The organism is Spirochaeta dissipatitropha, from assembly GCF_054657935.1.
The window spans coordinates 103727-123925 of sequence record NZ_BAAHXT010000010.1 but is presented as its reverse complement, the minus strand read 5'-3'; the positions used below and the strand labels follow the sequence as shown (position 1 = coordinate 123925).

The 20199-nt window shown below is 45.5% G+C and carries 14 protein-coding genes; 3 read left to right on the top strand and 11 right to left on the bottom strand.

All coding sequences use genetic code 11. From position 1 onward, the window contains the following. Positions 1 to 118 precede the first annotated feature (118 nt). Together ACYQ2L_RS12730 and ACYQ2L_RS12725 are read left to right on the top strand one after the other, a co-directional pair. Complete coding sequence (locus tag ACYQ2L_RS12730) at positions 119 to 874, top strand: tetratricopeptide repeat protein (RefSeq protein WP_460056315.1); 756 nt, start codon at positions 119 to 121, stop codon at positions 872 to 874. Between the two features lie 2 nt (positions 875 to 876). After that, a complete protein-coding gene (locus tag ACYQ2L_RS12725) occupies positions 877 to 2889 on the top strand; it encodes a tetratricopeptide repeat protein (protein WP_460056312.1) in 2013 nt (670 codons plus the stop codon). A 9-nt stretch (positions 2890 to 2898) separates the two neighbouring features. Here ACYQ2L_RS12725 and mutL read toward each other — a convergent pair whose 3' ends face one another. The 4 genes from mutL to ACYQ2L_RS12705 all read right to left on the bottom strand — a co-directional run bounded on the left by mutL (position 2899) and on the right by ACYQ2L_RS12705 (position 13236). Further along, complete coding sequence (mutL, locus tag ACYQ2L_RS12720) at positions 2899 to 4719, bottom strand: DNA mismatch repair endonuclease MutL (protein WP_460056310.1); 1821 nt, start codon at positions 4717 to 4719, stop codon at positions 2899 to 2901. Then, positions 4716 to 6968: a FecR family protein gene (locus tag ACYQ2L_RS12715; protein ID WP_460056307.1), complete on the bottom strand. Its 2253-nt coding sequence runs from the start codon at positions 6966 to 6968 to the stop codon at positions 4716 to 4718. The genes mutL and ACYQ2L_RS12715 overlap by 4 nt, the downstream gene beginning before the upstream one ends. A gap of 14 nt (positions 6969 to 6982) precedes the next feature. After that, positions 6983 to 8386, bottom strand: a complete 1404-nt coding sequence (locus tag ACYQ2L_RS12710; RefSeq protein ID WP_460056304.1) for a hypothetical protein — start codon at positions 8384 to 8386, stop codon at positions 6983 to 6985. Between the two features lie 80 nt (positions 8387 to 8466). Continuing rightward, a complete protein-coding gene (locus tag ACYQ2L_RS12705; protein ID WP_460056301.1) occupies positions 8467 to 13236 on the bottom strand; it encodes a hypothetical protein in 4770 nt (1589 codons plus the stop codon). A gap of 44 nt (positions 13237 to 13280) precedes the next feature. On the opposite strand from ACYQ2L_RS12705, the gene ACYQ2L_RS12700 reads away from it, so the two are divergent. After that, on the top strand, positions 13281 to 13574 hold the full coding sequence (locus ACYQ2L_RS12700; RefSeq protein ID WP_460056298.1) for a DUF503 domain-containing protein: 294 nt from the start codon (positions 13281 to 13283) through the stop codon (positions 13572 to 13574). Between the two features lie 65 nt (positions 13575 to 13639). Here ACYQ2L_RS12700 and ACYQ2L_RS12695 read toward each other — a convergent pair whose 3' ends face one another. The 7 genes from ACYQ2L_RS12695 to ACYQ2L_RS12665 are packed head-to-tail and all read right to left on the bottom strand — an operon-like array spanning position 13640 to position 20189. Further along, positions 13640 to 14338 carry a late competence development ComFB family protein gene (locus ACYQ2L_RS12695; protein WP_460056296.1) on the bottom strand — a complete coding sequence of 233 codons (699 nt, stop codon included), beginning with the start codon at positions 14336 to 14338 and terminating at the stop codon, positions 13640 to 13642. Then, a complete protein-coding gene (locus tag ACYQ2L_RS12690) occupies positions 14325 to 14786 on the bottom strand; it encodes a hypothetical protein (protein WP_460056293.1) in 462 nt (153 codons plus the stop codon). Before ACYQ2L_RS12690 ends, ACYQ2L_RS12695 begins: the two co-directional genes overlap by 14 nt. A 37-nt stretch (positions 14787 to 14823) precedes the next feature. Then, positions 14824 to 15534, bottom strand: a complete 711-nt coding sequence (locus ACYQ2L_RS12685) for a gamma-glutamyl-gamma-aminobutyrate hydrolase family protein (protein WP_460056290.1) — start codon at positions 15532 to 15534, stop codon at positions 14824 to 14826. A gap of 2 nt (positions 15535 to 15536) precedes the next feature. Continuing rightward, positions 15537 to 16859, bottom strand: a complete 1323-nt coding sequence (locus tag ACYQ2L_RS12680) for a carboxylate--amine ligase (RefSeq protein WP_460056288.1) — start codon at positions 16857 to 16859, stop codon at positions 15537 to 15539. A gap of 38 nt (positions 16860 to 16897) precedes the next feature. Beyond that, complete coding sequence (locus tag ACYQ2L_RS12675; protein ID WP_460056285.1) at positions 16898 to 18889, bottom strand: caspase family protein; 1992 nt, start codon at positions 18887 to 18889, stop codon at positions 16898 to 16900. Then, positions 18889 to 19680 carry a hypothetical protein gene (locus tag ACYQ2L_RS12670; RefSeq protein ID WP_460056282.1) on the bottom strand — a complete coding sequence of 264 codons (792 nt, stop codon included), beginning with the start codon at positions 19678 to 19680 and terminating at the stop codon, positions 18889 to 18891. The genes ACYQ2L_RS12675 and ACYQ2L_RS12670 overlap by 1 nt, the downstream gene beginning before the upstream one ends. Continuing rightward, the gene (locus ACYQ2L_RS12665) at positions 19677 to 20189 is read right to left on the bottom strand and encodes an RNA polymerase sigma factor (RefSeq protein WP_460056280.1); all 513 of its coding nucleotides are present in this window, start codon (positions 20187 to 20189) and stop codon (positions 19677 to 19679) included. The genes ACYQ2L_RS12670 and ACYQ2L_RS12665 overlap by 4 nt, the downstream gene beginning before the upstream one ends. Between the last annotated feature and the right edge of the window lie 10 nt (positions 20190 to 20199).

The window sequence follows — 20199 nt, the reverse complement described above, 5'->3', positions numbered from 1 at the left end:
TTGTACAGCAGTATAAGCCTACTTACTTTTCGTTCCTGTGTCAAATATTGCCGTCCACACGGAGGACCTTAACATGTTGATATACAAGAAAAAATTACAGATATCTGTATTGCTTTGTATGCTGCTCACTGCAACAGTTTTTTCTGTTGATTTTGAAGCACGCGGAAAAGAAGCTTTCATGAATAATAAACCCCTGGACGCTGCTGCATTTTTTGAACTTGCACTGCAGGAGAATCCCCAGAGTCCGGATTTGTATATATACCTTGCATCATCTTATTCCCAGGTCGGCAACTATAATAGGGCATTAGATGTGTACAACCGGGCACTGCAGAATGTATCAGCTCAGCAGGAGCGACTTCATTTTAACAAGGCTTTAACTCATTATTTTGCTCAGGACTTCTCTGCGGCGTATGAATCATATTCCAGATCAATTTCTGTTAATCCAAGATACAGCCGGGCCTACCTTAATCGTGGTAATCTGCTTGTCAGACAAGAAAAATATCGTGAAGCTATAGAAGATTATCGTGCATTTCTTGCCATTGATCCGGAGAATGAACAGGCACCGAATGTCAGAAAAATGATCTCGGCACTGGAGGATGAGCTTGCTGATGCACGTTTAGCTGCTGAACGTGAGCGGATTGCGCAAGAAGAACAGGAAAGAAGAAAAGCTGAAGAGGCAGAGGCTGAACGTCTGCGTAGGGAGCAGGAAGAGATCCGAAGAGAGGAAGAGCGAGTTGCTGCCGAGCAGCGGCGGAGAAGTCTTCTCGATTCGGTCCTTGAATCACTTGAAGACTCAAGCCGGGAAGCAGAACCGCTTGGTGCTGAGGCAGAGGATTTTGAACATTTTCATTTTGAATTAGGAAGGGAAGACTAGCTATGAAAAAAACAACTAAAATCGGCATCATTGCCGGTATAATACTGCTATCTGTGACAGCAGGGAGTGTAGGGGTATATCAGTTCGTACGCGGGACGCGTGCTGCGGCTGCCGAAACCGAAAGAACCAACACCCTCATTCTGGCTGAAGAATATCTTGAGAATGCTGAATACCAGAGAGCACTTGATCTTCTTGAGCGAATTCTGCTTCGTGATCCCCGGGATTCCCAGGCCAGAGATTTACGTGACCGTGTATTGTCAGCCCGAAGGGATGCAGAAGACCGAAGTCGTGAGGAAACTGCTGCCAGACTTGAAGAACAGAACCGTCTCCTCAGGGAATCTCTGCGGGATTCAGATAATCTTTCAGATGATCAGCGGCGTCAGCTTGAAGAGCAGCTGGCTGCACAACAGCGACAACTGGAACTTGAGCTTGCCAGACTTGAGGAGTCAAGACGTCAGGCAGACTCAGAGCGTCAGCAGGCTGAAATTCGTCGCCAGGAAGAGGCAGCACAGCGGGAAGCAGAAGCGGAACGCAGGGCCAGAGAAGATGAAGAGCGGCAGGCAGAAGCAGAACAGCGACGTGCCGAGCAGGAACAGATGATCGCCGAGGAGCGGCAAAGGCTTCAGCAGATACAGGAACTTATTGAGCGTGGAAACGAGGCTATCCGTGACCGGGAATTTATTGAAGCACGTGGTCATTTTTCTCGTATATTTGATTACGATCCGGAATCTGCGATAGCATATGCCAAATTGGCTGAGGCATATTACAGACAGGATCCTGAGCAGCTTGTTGATCGTGAACAGATAATACGCAATGCAAATGAAGCAATACGCCGTGATCCGGATCTATGGGAACCCTTTTTTGTAAGAGGTATGACGCATGCTGCTGCAGACAACACAAGTCGAGCCTTACAGGATCTTGAAGAAGCCAGGGCTCTGAGTCCCGATAATGCCGAGGTATTATATCATCTCGGGAATATGCAATATGATATGCAGCGTTTTTCTGACGCCCGCAACTCTTATGAACGCAGTATTTATTTTGACTCAAGTAATCCGCGGGCCTATTTTAATCTTGGACTTACCTATCAGCAGTTGCGTGATAACAGGTCAGCTATTCAGGTGTATGAAAAGGCTATTGAGCTTTCACCTGAAATGGGAAATGCATATTTTGCTCTGGGTAGTCTGCATCATGCAATGGGAAATTTCTCTGAGGCCATCTACAGACTTTCCAGTGCCTACGAGCTGGCACCGCGGCAGGAACGAAATCTTCTGGCATTGGCTGCAGCATACAGAGAAAACAACGAGCCTGCGAAAGCCGAAGAATTTTATCTGAAGGCTGTTGAACTTAATACTGAAAATGCTTCGGCACAGCACAATCTGGCACTCATCAGGTTAAGACAAAACAACCTTGAGGGAGCTCTACAGCCAGCTGCAGCCGCGATACGAATCCAGCGGAATAATGCACAATATCATTTTACACTGGGACAGATTCTGGCAGAACTGGGGGAACTGGATTCAGCTGAACAATATCTCAGGAGGTCAGCAGATCTAGATGTATCATATGTAAGGCCCCGAATAGAACTGGGTAGTGTACTTATTTCACGCCGTCAGCTTGACGATGCATTATCTGTTCTTCTTGATGCCAAGAGACTTGAGCCCGAGTCCTTCGAGGTGAATTTTAACCTTGGCGATGTTTATAGGTTGAAGAACCTTAACAGACAGGCTATTGAGCATTATGAGCTCGCTTTAAAGCGTAATCCAAATAGCGCCAGGGCTCGAAATAATCTGGCTCGTGTGTATATAGCTGAACAGAATCATTCAAAAGCAGAAGAGATACTTACAGAGGTTATTAACTTCGATTCTAGTTTTTGGGAGGCTCATCACAGGCTTGGTGAAGTTTATGTTGCTCTTGAACGCTATTCTGATGCAAGGCGTCTCCTGCAGGGATTACTTGATCGCAATCCTTCCTATAGCAGAAGATCAGATGTAGAAGCTATCTTAGGTTCTCTTGACTAAGAGGTGTATCTACTCACGTCCAACCATTGAAAAGAGGGATTCCTTATCGAATTCAATCCAGATCGGACGTCCATGTGGACAACGGGCGTCCGGTAGCTGGAAAACTCCACGGATAATAGCGTGTGCCTGATCATCACTTATGAGATCCCCGTCTTTTACCGCCGATTTACACGCAATAGTCGCATACAGGAAAACAGATAACTGGCTGCTGTGCCCGGATTTTCCACATAGAAATGGGATCAGTTTATGCGGATCTCCTGTGAATCTTGCCGGGACAGTGATTAATTCCCAGTTTTCATAACTGATTTTCCTGATTTCTATACCAAGTTCTTTTAGTTCACTCATATGAGTCGTCAGGTATTCTGATTGTCCCTCATCGACAGAGAATCCTAGTGGTATCATCAGCTGCTGAGAGCTGTTCTCCTCTTTCAGAAGATCGTACTGCAGCCGTTCATGTCCTGCGTGCATGTCGATTATAAAGAATCGTTCATCATACTCAACAAGCAGGAAAAGCCTGAATAGCTGTCCAAAATAATGATATTCCTGTCCATCAGGCAATCTGTCTGTATTTAATCTACGAGATAGTTCACCAGAAGGTGTAAAGCGATTCTGTAGATTGAAGGACGGTACTGCTGTGCTCTGAGAATCTGGTGTATTTTGCCGTATCGTGTCAGGAGATGAATGATCTCCTGCTTGCTGGATGCGACTGGTGAAAGCAGTATTGGGTTTAGGTGTAAGCCCAATTGGTCTGGTTGCCTGTTCTGCCGTTGTGAGTGTCTCAACGGCGGGAAAATCCAGGTCATAGGAAGGAAATATCGGTTGGACCGTCTTTCGTACAGAAAGTGCATAGCTCTTCAGCGCACTTTGTACAGTACTGACTAGCTTATGATGTACTGTTTCACGATTTCTGAATCTAATTTCCTTTTTTGCTGGGTGAATATTGAAGTCAACTAGAGCAGGATCTATATCAATAAAAACAAAGGAGATTGGAAAGTTCCCGCCAGGAATATAATCACTGTAGGCGTATTCAACGGCCTGCTGTAGCGCATATTCATTAACACGTCTCGTGTTGACAAAAGCCTGTAGGTAGCGTCGATCTCTGCGATAAATATCCGGTCTGACTGCAAAAACTGATATGCGGAAACCTTCTGCAGTACCTTCCGCTTTATACCACATTTCACGAGGAGCTATCTTTGGATACAGTTGTACAATTCTATCAAGTCGAGAACCAGGGAGCAGCATCAGATCCGGTCGTGAGTCGATGTACAGCTGAAAGCTGATTCGAGGATATGCAGCAGCTTTATCTGTAATGGTTCGTTTTATAAGATTTGTCTCAGCGGATGCGGATTTTACAAAATGTCTTCGAGCGGGTAGGTTGAAAAATAATTCACGAATTTCCACGCTTGTTCCACTCTGTGAAGGTGAAGGATTGACTACAACCGGTTCTCCCAGAGTACAGCGAAGCTGATTACCGGTTTCGCTGCCCGAGGGTTTTGAACGGATGCTCAATCTGGAAACGGCAGCGATGCTCGATAATGCTTCGCCTCTGAAGCCGAGGCTGTTAACTTTGAGAAGATCATCTTCATGCTCTATTTTACTTGTAGCATGCGAGAGTGTGCAAAGCCTGAGGTCTTCGGCCGTCATCCCGTCACCATTATCAGTAACCCGTATGGACTGACGGCCTCCATCCTCTATGTGAATTTCGATTTTTGATGCATTTGCATCAATACTATTATCGATCAGTTCCCGGACAACAGAATGCGGGCGGTCAATGACCTCACCCGCGGCAATTTTCCTGGCAACTGATTCATTCAGAATCCGTATGCTCAATATCCGATCCGTGTTTCGAAACTTACACTGAACTCAGTCTGAAGTCGTCCATTTTCGTCATACACGAGTCTACCGGATCCATCTCGCTTCGCAAAACTATCAAGCACTATTGACAGCTGCATACCCGGGACAATCGGGTAATTCAGGCTTCCTCCGAAACTGGTCTGGGGGTCAAAAAGACTCACGTTCTGATCTGCTATAGCAGCGGCAAATCCATATCGAACATAGTATAACTCACCATTTATGCCGAAAGGCAGAAAGTCCGGAGCAACTGTAAGTGCCGCCTGCAGGTAGTCACCAGTCAGTGTTTTATTCCAGGGCAGAAAATACCCGAGATCAAACAATACAGATTGTGAGAACAACTGGAACGAAGCTTCTCCGAAAACTCCCTGGGTAATATCGCTGAAATCTTCCGGAGCAGCAATCTGTTGCATTAGCTGTGTAGCGATTTCTGTTCTGTATCTATCATATATCTGGTTATAGAATGGGCTGAATAATCCCTTCAGATAACGGTATTCGAGTCGATAATCCATAATCAGGATATTTCCCAGTATACCTGTGATGGCCCCATAATTATTCATGGTATTAATGTCAAAATCATCACTGTCAAAAAGAAGCTGTGTCTGAAAACCGTCCTGCACAGCATTGTCAACACTGCTGTTTCTCAGGTAGGGTAAAAAGACTCCGGCATCTGCGAACAGAATTATTGAAAGCAGATTGTTCTCAATAACGGGGACATCCAGATCTGCTGCGAAGCTCAGGAAAACAGGTTGTGATTCTATAGCTCGCTGCTGGTGAATAGTCGCGTCCTCGACGGCAGTATCTCCTGCAGGATTTATATCTGCAACAGCGCTCAAGCCAATTGCAGCATTAGTCGCAGGGTGAAACGGTCGTGTAAACAATCGCAGTCCCGCTATCTCCGGTTTCGAGAGATCATTGATTACAGTTTCGAAGCCAAGTTTATTCCGTGATACCCCGAGATTCAATCCGATTCGTCGGACCTGTGGGAAGTCAGTATCGTTTGCATATCTGCGCATCAGAATTCCATGGCCCAAGGTCATTGATGAGACATTACCGGCTTGAAAATAGAATGGATCTCGCTGCGCACCCCAATTCACATAACGAATTTTGAGCCATAGATCGCGCCAGAAATCCTGAATTCTCAACCATACTTCATCTTCTTCCCCTGCAAACTCCTGATCAGTACCAAAAGACCACTCGTTATTACCGGCAGGTTGGTACCAGGAAGCAGGATTGAAAAGATTGTTTGTGTAGATAACCGGAAGATATAATCCAAGACCCAGTTTGCCAAAATTAAATTCAGGCTGCAGGACTATTTTCCCATAGGTCTCGCCGCCCATGGTTATCGATCCGATTTCCATGTTCAGCAGTCTTCCAATTGTCTCGAGTAATACATCTTCAGCATCGGCACCGATTGTAGGTGTCTGATCCAGGGATGGTGTAGTGGCTGGTGTTGGAGGGGCCATATCTACTGCAGCTGGTGGATCTGCAGGTGTAGGTTCTACCGCCGGTACTTCTTCAGATTCCTCAACGGTCTCAACAACATCTTCCTGGCTATCTTCAGCCTCAGTGTCTTCCTGTTCCTCTGTCTGGGCTGCCGGAGCAGGTGTTTCACCATCAAATTCCATTCCCTGGAGGATTTCCTGGAGCTCCGCATCACTTACAGGGACCGGAGTAAATAACTCCGCAAAGAAATCTGCTGTCTGCCCTGCAGAAACACGAATACTTTCGTTGGTTTCGATGGCAGTAAATTCGACCTCTCCGCTAACTACATAAAGCGCTTCCTTCTGGTCAGGTACAACATTCATAACGAAGTCCGTTCCCCGAACTCCGCCGACAGTACTTCTGGTTCGAATTGCAAATGCCGATTGCTGCTGACTGGTTCGGACATTAGATCTGACCCGACCTTCCTGGAGGTTTGCGGTGAATGTTGTTCCGGATAAACCCTCCAGGGTAAAATCAGAATTATCAGAAATTCTAAGAAGGGACTCACTCGGAAGCACGCGCAGTTCAATTACTGAGGCACCTGTTCGAATTCGATCACCTTCACGGAGTTCCATACCAAAATGAACGAAATCATACTCAAAACCATCGGCATCGGTAATCTGGATAGCGTTTTCGTTTTCATAATAAGTGATAACAGCTTGTGAATCAGCTGAGGCAGCTATTGGAAAGATAATAACTGCGGCAAGGAATGCCAGCACTCTACGTTTATAATTTAACAACATACATGATCCTCCATTTAAAAGCTGAGACTCGTCTCTAATCCTGAATTAATCTGCCAGGAAGATTCTCCGTCAGTATATCCAGGCTCATAACGTATGTCATAGCGGAGTGAAATAACAGCAGGACCGGTTCGATAATTGATACGGCTGCCGATAACTGCATCTTCAGGGCTTATCAGAGATCCGAAAGAAGCAATATCTTTCTTTTGATAGTAAGCCTGTGCGGACAATCCAGGAAGTAATCCTTCAGAAATCGTCAGATTCGCTTCCAACTCAGGTAAGGCGACTTCCTGATCCTGTTTCGGAAAGGCCCCTGAAATACGGGCGGAGAAAACGAGTAGATCTCCTGCTATGGATAAGCCGCTTCCTGCCAGCCAGCCGATATAACCGGGAACTTCAGTTTCCCCGCTATATACAGAATACCGTTGAAGCCTGTATACATCGTACGATCGATTAAAATACATGGCCTGGAAGTTGTCTCCGAGGAAATGTATCTGGGCAGTAAAGGGGAGAATACTCAGAAGTCTACCTGAAGTCCCAATCATTGCTCCGAGGGCTTGATTCTGGACTGCAATATCTCCATATGCAGCGAGAGATATGACGGGGTTATTGAGAATAGGCTGAAGAAGATCCAGCCCCCATACAAAAGCCCTGGCATCCTCATCGGCTTCCAGTTCAGGGGTCGAACCATAATATGGGCTGCCCGGGGTGGTTTCGGCTATAAAATAGGGATTGAAATCAAAAACTGTGCTGATGCCGATTTGAGTGCTTTGCAACAGCTGGTTGTCGGTGAATATCATTGGTCTGGTAAAGAGTCGGAAACCTGCAACATCCGCCCGTGAAAAGTTTGAGCTAAAACCTTGAAATCCAATCAAAGGAAAGTTCAGGAGTGATCCATCAAGGTTAAGCTGCCCTCCGAAAAATCGTCTTTCGGGAAAAAACAGGGAGTTGCTGTAGTTATTCACTATGAATCCATTTCCGATGTTTATATTAGGAAGGTTTCCCAATGAAACATAGAGGGGGTCCTGCGGTAATCCCCAGGAAACATAACGGATCTTCGGTAAATATAGATCCATGACAGTCCTGAATGAGGGGTCCTCTGGAATCCAGTCTTCTTGTCGGACTGCGAATCCTTCAGGTGTATTATGATCACCAGTGAAGGTGTAATGTAATGTGACATCAAGTCCTACACCAAGTTTGCCGATCTGCAAATTCGGTGAAAGCCTGAGACTCTGATATGTATATGTTTGAGGATCGCCTTCATCAGAATATACCGGGTTAGGGAATGTTTGAACTCCAATACCCAGCTCGAATCCGAAATTAGCCGGACTTGATTCTGATGTTGCAGGATCTTCTGAAAACAAGGGGACGATAGTAAAAATACCGAGCAATGTCGCAAGTAGCAACTTTCCAGGAAACATGGTTTTCCTCCTTATATCGCAACGCATCATCCAAATATATCCTATTTACTGTTGGAAATCTATTGCTGGATACATACTTTTTACCAGTTCAGACGCCCTGCTAATTGAACTGAAACACCAGTATCAGTGAACAACCTGTCGCCTTCAATATACCTTATTCTTCTGTCTGCGCTGGAAAATGTTGCGGTGAGCTCGATTTTTTCTCCCCTGATTCCTGCAGTATACTCAAAGCTGGAATCAGTCTGCCTATGATCCGCTGTGTGTGAATACCTGAATTTTATACCGGGACCATGCTGTAGAATACTGTCCCTGAAAATTCTGTGTTCAAGTTCCAGATCGTGATACATACGGAATAAGCTATGACTGCTATAAACCGTTTGGGCAGTGTTTTGGTTTGATAGAGGAATTTCAGTATTCAGCCGCAGATTTTGTGAGAAATCAAAGACCTTTCGGCTGCTCAGTCTTAGTGTTGCTTCCGGCTGGAATTTCAGGAGTTCATCGGGAGAGGTATATATTAACCCCAGGCTCGAGACGATATCGTCGAGTTCATACCACTGGAAAAAGGCATAGTGGCTGAGTGCGCCAAAAAGATTAGTCGAGCGATTACGCAAGAGCACCGAGAATTGTCTCTTGATTCTGCTTTCATTCAACCCCAGCTGCAGTTCATGATCACTTCCCAGACTTATACCCTGTGGAAGGAACAGGTCAATAATTCCAGCAGATGCAGGGCGCTGGAGCCCCAGACTATGTTTTTGTCTGAAACTTTGGCTGTCATAAAGATTATCGATGCTTCCTTCTATGTTTTCTGTTTCTGAAAATGGAAAAAACAGGCTTTCCGGAAGATTTTTATGCAGAGATCGAAAAAGTTCTACTGAATCAGCAGCATATGCTTCAAGCGGATCTTCAAACTGTGTCATCTCCATACGTTTGTTTGAAGTGAATCCTGATTCTGCTGCTAATTGCATGCTGATTTCTGTATCCAGGATCGTGGGGCTTCCATATGAAATGTTCAATAGTGCTGATTCACTTTGAAGCATATATGCTGAATAGCGTCGTGCGGTGATACTGCTCCTGATATTGTGATTCATGCTTCCCGGGCTGTTTGTTTCCAGCAAGTACTGCAGTTCTCGTTCGGTAAAATCATTGTTTTGAAAAGGCATGAATGTCAGCAGTTCATTAGAACTACTGTGACTTTCTCTGCTTCGTATCTGCGCCTCTGCTGCAATAAGCGGTGATCCTGTACTGCCCAGGCCTACATACAGCTGAGACCTCTGTCGATTGCTGCCGGAAGAACTTCCCTCGTTTCCGGAATATATCGTTAATGGAAACTCGCTGTGGCTGGAACGGAACCAGACTGCCAGAGTCTGATCGAGTGAAGCAAAACTGGTGTCAGTAGAGCTTATTGAGTGAAACACTGACATATTGCTGCCCGAGGGTAGTATACCAGCTGAAGATGCTGACCTGGCTGTTCTTGAACCAATCAGCGGTGTGGTTACAGCAGCGCTTGAACCTTGATACGGAAAAGCCTGAATGCTCTTTAAATTACTGATTTGAGGCAAGGTGTCGTTATATCCATATAGATTAATCGAGTTTTCGGTGAACAGTAATCCAACAGCGATTCCACCACTCAACAGCGAATCATAAAACAGGACTTGTTCGTTTCCACCCTCAATCGAAAGTCTCAAAGCTGTACGCGGGGAATGGATGGGACCGAACAACTGCCTCCCTGAATAATTCATACTGAAATTCGCACTTGCCCCAGCAGAAAAATCTCTGTGTGTCCTGAACTCTTCAGCCTGCAGTACTTCGATGTGGATTGGTTCCGTGATTCCATCTGCAGGATGCCATAATCGAATAATATAGGAATCTATTAATGCTGACCGATCAAAAAATATTTCCTCAGACGATTCAGTATCAGCTGCAAGAATAAATTGATGTGAGCTGATTATTTCCATGTTGGAAAGAAAACTGATCTCGGCTTCAATTGGATAGTTTCCGTAATTCCGGAAAGGAATAACTATAGACTGCCTGGAATACACCGGGATCTTGTTTGTTCGCCCGCTCAGTTCCAGAGGTGAATTTTGGCTATGGGATATGTCAGATTCTATACTGAAACCGTCTTCAGTTAATTGTATTCCGGTATCCCGTGAATTGCTGCTTACTGCTCTACGATGAATAGTCCAGTTACCGAACGCCAGGATCCCGGCAATTTCTGCGGTAGCAGAATGCACTAGTATCTGCATTCCGGTTGCTTCAGAAAGCTGCCTGCGTGCCTCCGGTGGAAGTTTTTCGAGATTTAGCCGGATTACCTTGTCAGTATCTTCGTGAGCTGAAGCCAGAATCTGATCGCTGATATCAAAACTGAGTTCAGGAGCGCGTTGTGCAGGAGGTGATCCGTAGTCAAGTATAGTATTGCGATTCCAGTCTTCGCTGGCAACACCACCGGTTTGTGCATTCACTAATGATGTGTGATATGCTGCATAGAGAACTCTGTCATCTGCAGTCAGGAAGGGAAAACCTGCAGTGCCGCTATCGAGCCTTCCATCTCCATCCACATCCTCCGAAAGTTTCCCGATCCGAAGAATTATCTGTAGTGATTCAAGGCTGCTAGCCGGCAGATCATCAGGTAGAATAAGTGAGGCTGTTAACGTTATTTCAGATATATCTGCGGAATTTTTCAGGGAATCTGTAAATAGCTGTGCACCTGCCCATTGTCCCGATTCCAGAGAAAAATCCAGTATTGAATACGGTTCAGATTCAGTTTCCCCACCAATAATCGGCACTGCTGCATAAGGTCCTGTTCGATGGCCATCCTGATTCCTGAATTTTTCCGGTTTCAGTGTGCTCAAATCAAGTCTGGGAAACTCTACGTAGTCGCCCAATAATACAGGATCAAGGCGGTACAGCAATTCCCCTCTGTTTTCATGGTACAGAGCTATGTATTCCTGCATGTTTGTGCTCAGCAGTCCTGGCGCTGCAGCAGGTCGCAATCCAGTCACCGGAGGACGCATTGGCTCTGTTTCGAACCAGTTAAATAAAGGTGATGATCTTCCATTCATACTAGTTACTGCAGCAAATGCGGATACCTGCCAGTTCCGGCCGGGCAGTGATTGAGAAATACTGCTGTTGAAGCGAGTCATTGTCGGCAGGTTTCCGCTGCTCTGGCCCTGAAAATCGAGAGGAATTGAGGTTTTATTCGAGACAGCCCAGTTCAGAGTTTTTCCGTATCTGCCTCGAAAACCTGACTGGAAATCAAGTGAAGGGCTTCCAGGATCTGCTGCTGCAAGGTAGCGGATATATATCAAGGAATCCGGCGGGGGAGGTGATATGAAGTTCAATCTGCCTTCGTTCGGATCGATACGGTGGAGATTGCTGCGCAGACCGCTAATGTATACCTCGACAGTATCCAGAATTGCATCGGAAGGCAGCTGAATTTCCATGCTCTGCCCGGAATCCGGGCTTCTGGGCAGGATTGTCAGCTTTGGACTTATTCCATGTGCTTTTACAGAATGTATGCCGGTGAACCATAGCGGAAATCTCCACGCAGGACTTGTGTTGTCAGCACGTAACCAGTCAATGTGGAGTTCGTTGCTCTGGATACTGTAGCGAAGATCATCAGGGCCTGGCCCGGGACTTAGCTCAGCGTAGACTAATTCGCCTGAGTCAAAACCTTCTGTATCAGGAAGAGGATAGCGGTTATACCTTCCGAAGGGACTGAATCTTCCTGGTGAATGAATGAGCAGTACGGTTTTACCGGGATTACTTTGTCCTGATTCTCTTATTTCATACTTGAATTGCCGTTCGCTTAAGCCTTGTTCATCCAGGTATTGCAGCCAGGTGGTGCCCCCCCATTCGAAATTGCCGGTTTCCGGGGATTCCTTGTTTTCTGATGAAGACCATGAAGCGGACTTTTGAAAAACCAGAACATCCTGTCCAAGGCCGATGTCACCGATACTTCCAGATCCTGTTTCATAATGTACAAGAAAATCAGCCTTCTTTAATATAATAATTCCTGTGACCTCATTTTGGTCATGGTATATAAATCGGTAGTCGATGCCCTCTGCTGCAGGTCTGAAGCGCTGCTCATCATGATTGCTGCCGCCTGGCTTTGCCAGAAAACTACCAGACGAATCTTTAATCCAGATTTTGACTTCTGCTGCATCCACAATATCCGGCAGGACAAACTCTATTGGTGGCAATGGGTACAAAAGATCGATTGTTTGCGGAAATACTCTGCTGTTGCTGAAATAATACAGCTCGCGCCATTCTCCCTGGAGCATTCCGATTCGACTATGACTTTCCCAGTCATCATTTTTTAAATGCAGTAGTAGTCCTCCAGTATTCTGGCGGCTGCTGAATTGAGGCAAACCGGGATACGCAGGCATAAAAAAATCACCGTAACCAAAGCTGAGCAGCTGAAGAAGTTCCGATTCGTCACCTCTATATCCTGCAATCAGACTCCTGGACTCCAGGTCATCCGTGAAAGAAGTAGAAACGAAATACTTGTTATCGAGCCACACGCTGCTTGTCATGGAGATATCATTTGCAAGAGGACTGGGGGAGAAACCAGGCAGACGTGTTCCTGTCAGGAATGATGGGCCATAATCCTCTGTCTGGGTTCGCCAGCCCCATGCCGCACCACTGCTGATATGCCAATTACCGCTGATAAAGAGTTCTACATTGCTGTCTTCTATTTCATAGGAGAAGAAAGCTTCCTCATCTTCCGGAAACAACAAACCGGCTTGAAGAATATTTGCCGGTTGTTGTGCATACAGCCCTGCAGCGTTGTATATTTGTGCAAGTGTCGTTAATACTAAACACACGATCAGCTTGGTTTTTTGATGCCCCATGACAGAAACCAGTATACAGGGTAATGACTATCGGAGGTAGGGGAATGATGGTAGTTTCTATGTTACAGGTAATAATCGAGTTTCCAGAGGTAAATAGTATCAAGGACAAGAGAAAAGAACTGGTTTCTCTGAAGGCGCGTCTTGCAAGGAAATTCAGGATTTCAGTTGCCGAAGTAGATCTTCAGACCAGTCTGCTTTTCAGCCAGATCGGTGCTGCTTATGTGTCGAATGATCAGAGTCACGGTGAATCTGTCATGAGGAAGGCACTGGATTTTATTGAGATCTGCATTCCAGGGCGTATTCATGACTATCAGGTCTACAGTGAGATATATACCTGAAGTAAATGTCGCAATGCGTATTTTGGAAAACAGTCAGGAATTATCACTGATCGAGAAATGCTTTATTACTCAGCTGGAACCAGATATAGATCCGGTATCCGATGATCGGGAGTACTGTATAAATCCATTGCATTTTTTTCTTCAGGTACTATTTCCAGTTGAAAAGCGTGCTGCATGTTTTCATATGCAGGATTCTTTATCTGGAGCTGGAAATGGAATATCCGTGGAACAGATTTAGATTCTGAATCTGCTGCAATAGGTCTTGGCCAGAATGCGTAGGTACCATCTGCTTGAGCTGAAATAGGAAAAGGATTCTGCCAGTTACTGTCGATCATCTCCGTCCTGTTTCCGTCAATAAGAATCAGGATTTCTATGTCGCTGACAGGCTCAAAGTTAAGACCGTGAAGTATTCGACCCTTTATAACCGGAAACTGGTAATAGGATCCGGTTTCATCAACAGACCCTGAACTCTGGTTACTATAATAAGACCTCTGGATAGATGTTACACGCCGTAATCCCTCATGCACGAGCGCCATCAAATCAATATTGAACTGGAAGTTGGTATACGATTCCTTGTCAGCATATGTCTGTCCTCTGGCAGAACTGATATATCTGGGAGGAATCCGGTTGAGCACATAACAGGCAGCATCCATTCTGCATTGCTCGCTCGCTGAATACTGGGGATTAGATGTATTCTGATCTTCTTCGACTATTTCATTTACCGTTTTTATTACACTTTCTTCGATAATGTTACGTATCTTCATGTAATGTACCTCTGTCATCGGAATTAAAGAGTATTTCCATTTGTTCCTCGAGTGCCTGAATTGCCGACGATAAATCCCGCAAGGTTTCCTTCAAGGCAAAATAATTCAATCCAGCGTAATAAATTTTTGAGTGCACAGTAAAAAGTATATGATCATCCTCGTTCCGTAGCAAATAATAACAACCGAATTCATAGCAAATGTCCTGAAAAACTGCGAGCTGTGTTCGCAAAAATCCGGATAGATGTATGGAAAACAGATAACTGTATGCAATTTCAACAAATCTGCAGTGACGATCGATGTAAATTACACCGCCAGGACGCGAGGTTCCTCGAAATCCAGCTGAATATACTTCGCTGTCGTACTCTTCTTCTTCCAGATCGTATCCTAATTCCTTGAAAAGTAAACGCACCCGCCGGATGCGTTCCTTCATTATTCTTGACTGCTTCATATTGTATCTGACACTTTAGCTTATGTATGGTCTCCGTTCAAGGGTGCATATACCTACGAACCATTTTTCCGGTGGTGACAAGAGCCCGGAATAATCTACGGCTCTCTTTTCGGTATAACAGCAACTCCGGGTGATATTGTACTCCGATCAGAAATGGATATCGATTGTCTTCAATCGCCTGTATTACCCCGTTTGTGTCATGTGCGGCAGCCTGTAGATCCGTACCTATCGACTCAATAGCCTGTGAGTGGAGAGAGTTAACCCGCATTTTTTCGGATCGGACTATCTCTCTGAATCTGCTGTTTGATCTTGTGTATAGACGTTTTCGATAGACAAGCTGTCGAAGCGGATTAGCCGGATAATCTGCTTTAGAAAACAATCCCCGGACGGTCATGTGCAGAGTGCCATTTCGTATTACATTGATGAGTTGTGCACCTCGACAGATACCGAGTATCGGCAGGTTGTGATTTTCTGCATATCCAAAGTACGTTATTTCCATTGAGTCGCGGTTCAGATCATAACGATAATCGCTTTTGATTTTTTGTTTAAAGAATGGCGGAAATATATCGCGTCCTCCGCCAAGAATCAAACCCTGAATTTCCGGAAATGGTTCAGGGTGGCGATGAGTAAGAAGTATAGGGCGTCCACCAGCTATAAATACCGCTGCCCAGATAGCAGCATAGGCTGGGTTAAATCGCTTTGAAGGCTGTGTGATACCGATAACGGGACGGTCATGAAATGACATCATATTCAACGGTACCGGAATTCGGGGGGTAGTTTACGATGTCTGATAAGGGATGCCAGGATAAAAAGAATGCCCAGTACGATGAAGGGGTCATCACGGAAAAAAATATCATTTTTTGCTTCCCTGCCATCCCTGACCAGTTTTCTCAAGGCTGCGATTGTTTTTTTGAGGCCGGTTTTCTTCTCTGTCATTTCCTGTAGTACCTGAAAACCTTCACGTATTTCCTTGCTTCGAATTTTCGCCTGGACTTCCTGCCATGTACTGCGCAGACGGGTGTAATCTTTTTCTGACTGAGCGATACTTCCAACTGCGCCAATCAGCCAGAGTCCTGGAATCTTGGTTCTTTGACCGATTGAAGCGGTCTGTACTTCCGGCACCTCATCGAATGCTGTCATGTGATACAGCATATAGGGAAAATCAGTACCAGATGTCACTGACTGGAAAAGTCCTGCCCAGAAACGGGGATTGATTTCTATGAGATGAGGAGTATTTATACCATCCCAACGAAGATCCAGTTCGACGATTCCGTGCCACTTCAAAGGGCCCAGAAGAGAATCAGCTATCTCTACAAATGGACTGTCCGTCACTGTTTCTCGAAAAGATCCTGCTCCTGATTCGGCGGGAAAGCGGTGAATATTCTTGTATGCCATGCTCATTCTGCGTACTCCGTGTTCATAGAGTGCTGTCAGGCAATAATCTTCTCCACCGACAATTTCCTGAATCAGGGGAGGGTGATTGTAATAATCCATCGATATCTTGAATTCTCTCTTCAGTTGGTTGGGGTTTTCAACTCGAATAATTCCCCGGCCGCCTACCTGATCTGTAGGTTTAATAAGTAGAGGAAAGGCAAGGGATTCAGCCTGAGTATTCAGCTCTGCCAGATCGGCGAACCGTAGTGTTTTCGGAACATGAATATTTAACATATCGGCAGTCGTAGCCAGGTTATCCTTGGGATGCACAGCCTGTATTGTGGCGTAATCAGGAGCAGCTACTTTTATATACGGCTCGAACAGCTCTCTGTTTCTGGCAATAATTTCTGTTTCCCTGAATATGGGCATGAGAATGTACGGTCTGTCATCCTCGGGTTTGAATCGCTGTACCTTCTCAACAAGATCCTTTAGAAATCTATCAGGATCTTTATCAAGAGGTGCGTGGACAAAAGTTTTGCTGACATACCTGGAGAAACCCATTACGGTCATTTCAACATCATCACAGCCAATGACTTCAATCCCACGTTTTCCCAATGAGTGTGCGGCAACAAGTGCCATCATACTTCTGCCGTAGGTGATTATAACCCTGGCAGACGGAACTTTTTTATTCTTTTTCACAAGCTATATTCAACTATGTTTCAGAGAAAATTGCAAACTCAGAAGGTGAAGCCTGTCAGAAACTGCGGATAAATACTTAGTCCACCAAAAGGCATGCTGATGGATGTGCCTTGTTGAGCGTTGTGATACCGTGAGCCTGACTGTCTGGCAAGGTCATTGAGGTCTCCGTAAAGTGCAGTGCCGGCATAGAGACCGAATCGCCCGAAGCGTATACCGCCGGTAATACGCATAAGAGGGAACAATGGAGATTGGTCTAGGCTGAAGATTGTGCTGAGCCGTTCGTCGACAGTTGTCCCACTGGCTGTTTTAGCAATATTGATATCTCCATCTACAAAGAATGGTCCCGGAAGATAAATTCTTGCTCCCAATCCAGCTCCCACGATCAAGGCATCTAGTTCCTGCCAGTTTGTTTCGCGATCCAGACCAAGGAACAGAATGGAATAAAGATATCTAGTACCGTTTCTGAAACCGATCTTGAACTGATCATCCTTTTCGAACCATACCGAGACATCGTTGATCCCGTTTCGTACATAATTTATAAGACCAATCGGAATTCCATAGACATCATCAGCTACGTTTATGAGTCCGATCTGTGTTCCGTAGACAGTTCCTGATTGATTGAACAGGCCGATCTGTGCTCCTTTTACGGTTTTGCTTTCGGTAAAAGCAGCTGCTTGGATTCCTATTACATCGCCAGCCTGATTGTAAATACCCGATGCAGTCAAGCCATAGCTGCGTGATCCGCTGATTGATGCAATTCCTGCCACCTGAAGTCCATATTGGTTTTCTTCTGTGTGGTGATAGATGCCGCTTATTGCCATGCCATAGTTATTCCGCACCTGATTGGCAATCAAGGCTACTGCCAGATTACTGTCGCGTGGATGTATAACACCTAGTGAAAACCTTGCCATTGCAGGAGGAAAAAGTCCCATGCTGTATGAAAAACCATACTCAGGCTGCGATTCATTGCCTCTTAGACGGGCTCTTTCCAGACTGATAGGACTGAGTCTGTTCTGTTGTATCGTGTGAATTTCGGATCTTCTGAGTGTAACAGCTGTCTGCCAGGCTCTCTCCTGATTGTGAATGCTGACAGTGTAGCTTCCTGCAGGAACAGCTATTTTCCGTTCAGATCCCATATTTTTGGTGAATTCAGAAACCAATGCGCCTTGTTGATTCCTGATCTGTACCCGCCCTATCATTGGCTCGGGGAATAGTAGCAGACTCTCGGGCTGTGATATGTCTGTCAGGATTATATCACCGGTACCGGATATCTGGATATCATAGCTCGGGTGCTGCGGACCTGCTACAGTGCCGGCTGTCATAGCAAGTGTTTCATGGAATGCATAGTGATATAGCTCATTCAGGCTGATTCTTCCGTTACCGGTGGTATCGGCAGCGCCTCGAAGTCCTGAGACTACAAAATGAGTAAAAAATGATGCCTGAATGCGGTCGCTTTCCTGACTCGCTTCACTGTCTGAGCTGGAGGTGAGGAATGCAAAACCCTTAATCTGGCTGGATTCATCCAGCAGGAATGGCTGTATACGGTCTCCACCCTTGATTCTTGTGAATGCACCAGACTCACAACCGTCTAGAATAGCTACAGCGACATCAGCCCCTGCATTCTGTATGAGTCGTCTAAGAGAAGAGTAATGCAGGCGTTCTTCGCCGATAAGCAGGCCCTGGTCATCTGAATGGCCGCTGTAATAAAAAATAAACTCGACGCGTCTGGCATTCTCTGAGGCCCTTTGAATTCGTTCTGAGGCTTCCGCGAAACTGTGTATCAACTGAGCCGCAGTGGGATCAGATAGGTAATATATGTCTGAAGCATTTATGCTGCCTAATTCCTGCATTACCTGTGCCATTTTCATTGCATCACTGGCTGCCCATCTGAGTCGTACACGTGCACTCCCGCCATCATTTGCGCCTACGAACATACCTATTCTACGGACAGGTGCTGATTCAGCGTATATAACTGAAGCCGTGCACAGGCAGAAAAGAATGATTAATGTTCTGATAGTTGACCGTTTCATTATTGCTCCTTTAAAAGCGTCACAAGTTCGATTTTCCGGATATTTTCAGGCAGCGGATTATCCAGTGGCAGGAGCCTGTTTTCGTCTAAATTCTCCTCAATCCAGCGCACGGCATCGTTTATCGGAAAGTGACGGTCTGACAGCATGAAAATAAATTGTTCGTGATCGGGTGCAGAATCCAGGCGAAAGGCATAGGGAAGTAACTCAAGGGTCTGCGTGTTAAGAATCGGTACATCGAAGATTCCCGAGGGATAATGTAATGAGACATGCCCAGTGCCATCGACCGATGCTATCAAGCCATATTCGTATACAGCACTGCGATATGCGAGCTGAAGAACATCTCCGGCGCTTACCTCGTCACCATCGTTCAGAGTTACCTGGGATGAATTCTGATCCTGTCGATATATGTAGATTCGGCTGTCCGCACCTTTGAGCCGAATTTCATCAGATGGATCTGTCAGTATTGATGATCTGTCCTGTAAAGGACCGCTCAGGATATATCCGACAAGAGCCAGGCAGACTGCTGCTGCTGCGAGCAGGCCTGGCAGTGCAAAATGAGAACGAAATCTGACAGTTTTTTCATTCTGTTGGTTATCTCGGTTTCTGAGTTTTTCAGTAAGCTCTTCCGGACTCAGCAAGCCAAGCAGGCGTTCGTTATCATCAAGAAGGGCTTGCTTTTCACTGGAATCAAGATCAATTATTCGTCTGTTTTTCCAAAGCTCCGGCGAGAGTTCGTTCAGTACTTGTTGTTCCCGGATAAGATCCGGTATTTTTTTTTCCTGTTTTTTCATGCTTCGCCCTCGTGCATTTCTATTCCGGCTTTCTGAAGCTTCTTGAGCCTTTTTCGTATCCCAGAAACAGACATATCTACCATTGAGGCTGTCTCCTCAAGGGTAAAGCCGTCAACATAATGGTACACAGCAATCAATTGTGTCTTCTCGTCATATCTGGCGAACAGTGATTCAATAAAGTGAGATGCATGTATTCTGTCCTCAAAATCTGTATTACCACTTTGGTATACAGATTTTTCAGATCCATGGAATGTTTCATCGAATTCACTGTGAATTCCTCCCCGCCGATTTCTGCTTCTCAGAATATTTAGACAGGTATTTGTCGCCATGGTATACAACAAGCTCGAAACACCGCGGTCTTCCAGTTTATTCCGTTTTTTCCAAACCTGGAAAAAGACATCCTGTGCTGCATCCAAGGCAGACTCCTCGTCACCCAGAATTGAGCTGCATCTACGTATGACCATCGGTCCGTAACGCCGATACAGGTTTTCTACATCCATACTTTCCATAGGACACCAA

Bases quoted from the DNA above. Each gene is read 5' to 3' on its own strand.
- ACYQ2L_RS12730 (WP_460056315.1), top strand. From the start codon at position 119: ATGCTGCTCACTGCAACAGTTTTTTCTGTTGATTTTGAAGCACGCGGA.
- ACYQ2L_RS12725 (WP_460056312.1), top strand. From the start codon at position 877: ATGAAAAAAACAACTAAAATCGGCATCATTGCCGGTATAATACTGCTA.
- ACYQ2L_RS12715 (WP_460056307.1), bottom strand. From the start codon at position 6,968: ATGTTGTTAAATTATAAACGTAGAGTGCTGGCATTCCTTGCCGCAGTT.
- ACYQ2L_RS12710 (WP_460056304.1), bottom strand. From the start codon at position 8,386: ATGTTTCCTGGAAAGTTGCTACTTGCGACATTGCTCGGTATTTTTACT.
- ACYQ2L_RS12705 (WP_460056301.1), bottom strand. From the start codon at position 13,236: ATGGGGCATCAAAAAACCAAGCTGATCGTGTGTTTAGTATTAACGACA.
- ACYQ2L_RS12700 (WP_460056298.1), top strand. From the start codon at position 13,281: ATGATGGTAGTTTCTATGTTACAGGTAATAATCGAGTTTCCAGAGGTA.
- ACYQ2L_RS12695 (WP_460056296.1), bottom strand. From the start codon at position 14,338: ATGAAGATACGTAACATTATCGAAGAAAGTGTAATAAAAACGGTAAAT.
- ACYQ2L_RS12690 (WP_460056293.1), bottom strand. From the start codon at position 14,786: ATGAAGCAGTCAAGAATAATGAAGGAACGCATCCGGCGGGTGCGTTTA.
- ACYQ2L_RS12685 (WP_460056290.1), bottom strand. From the start codon at position 15,534: ATGATGTCATTTCATGACCGTCCCGTTATCGGTATCACACAGCCTTCA.
- ACYQ2L_RS12675 (WP_460056285.1), bottom strand. From the start codon at position 18,889: ATGAAACGGTCAACTATCAGAACATTAATCATTCTTTTCTGCCTGTGC.
- ACYQ2L_RS12670 (WP_460056282.1), bottom strand. From the start codon at position 19,680: ATGAAAAAACAGGAAAAAAAAATACCGGATCTTATCCGGGAACAACAA.
- ACYQ2L_RS12665 (WP_460056280.1), bottom strand. From the start codon at position 20,189: ATGGAAAGTATGGATGTAGAAAACCTGTATCGGCGTTACGGACCGATG.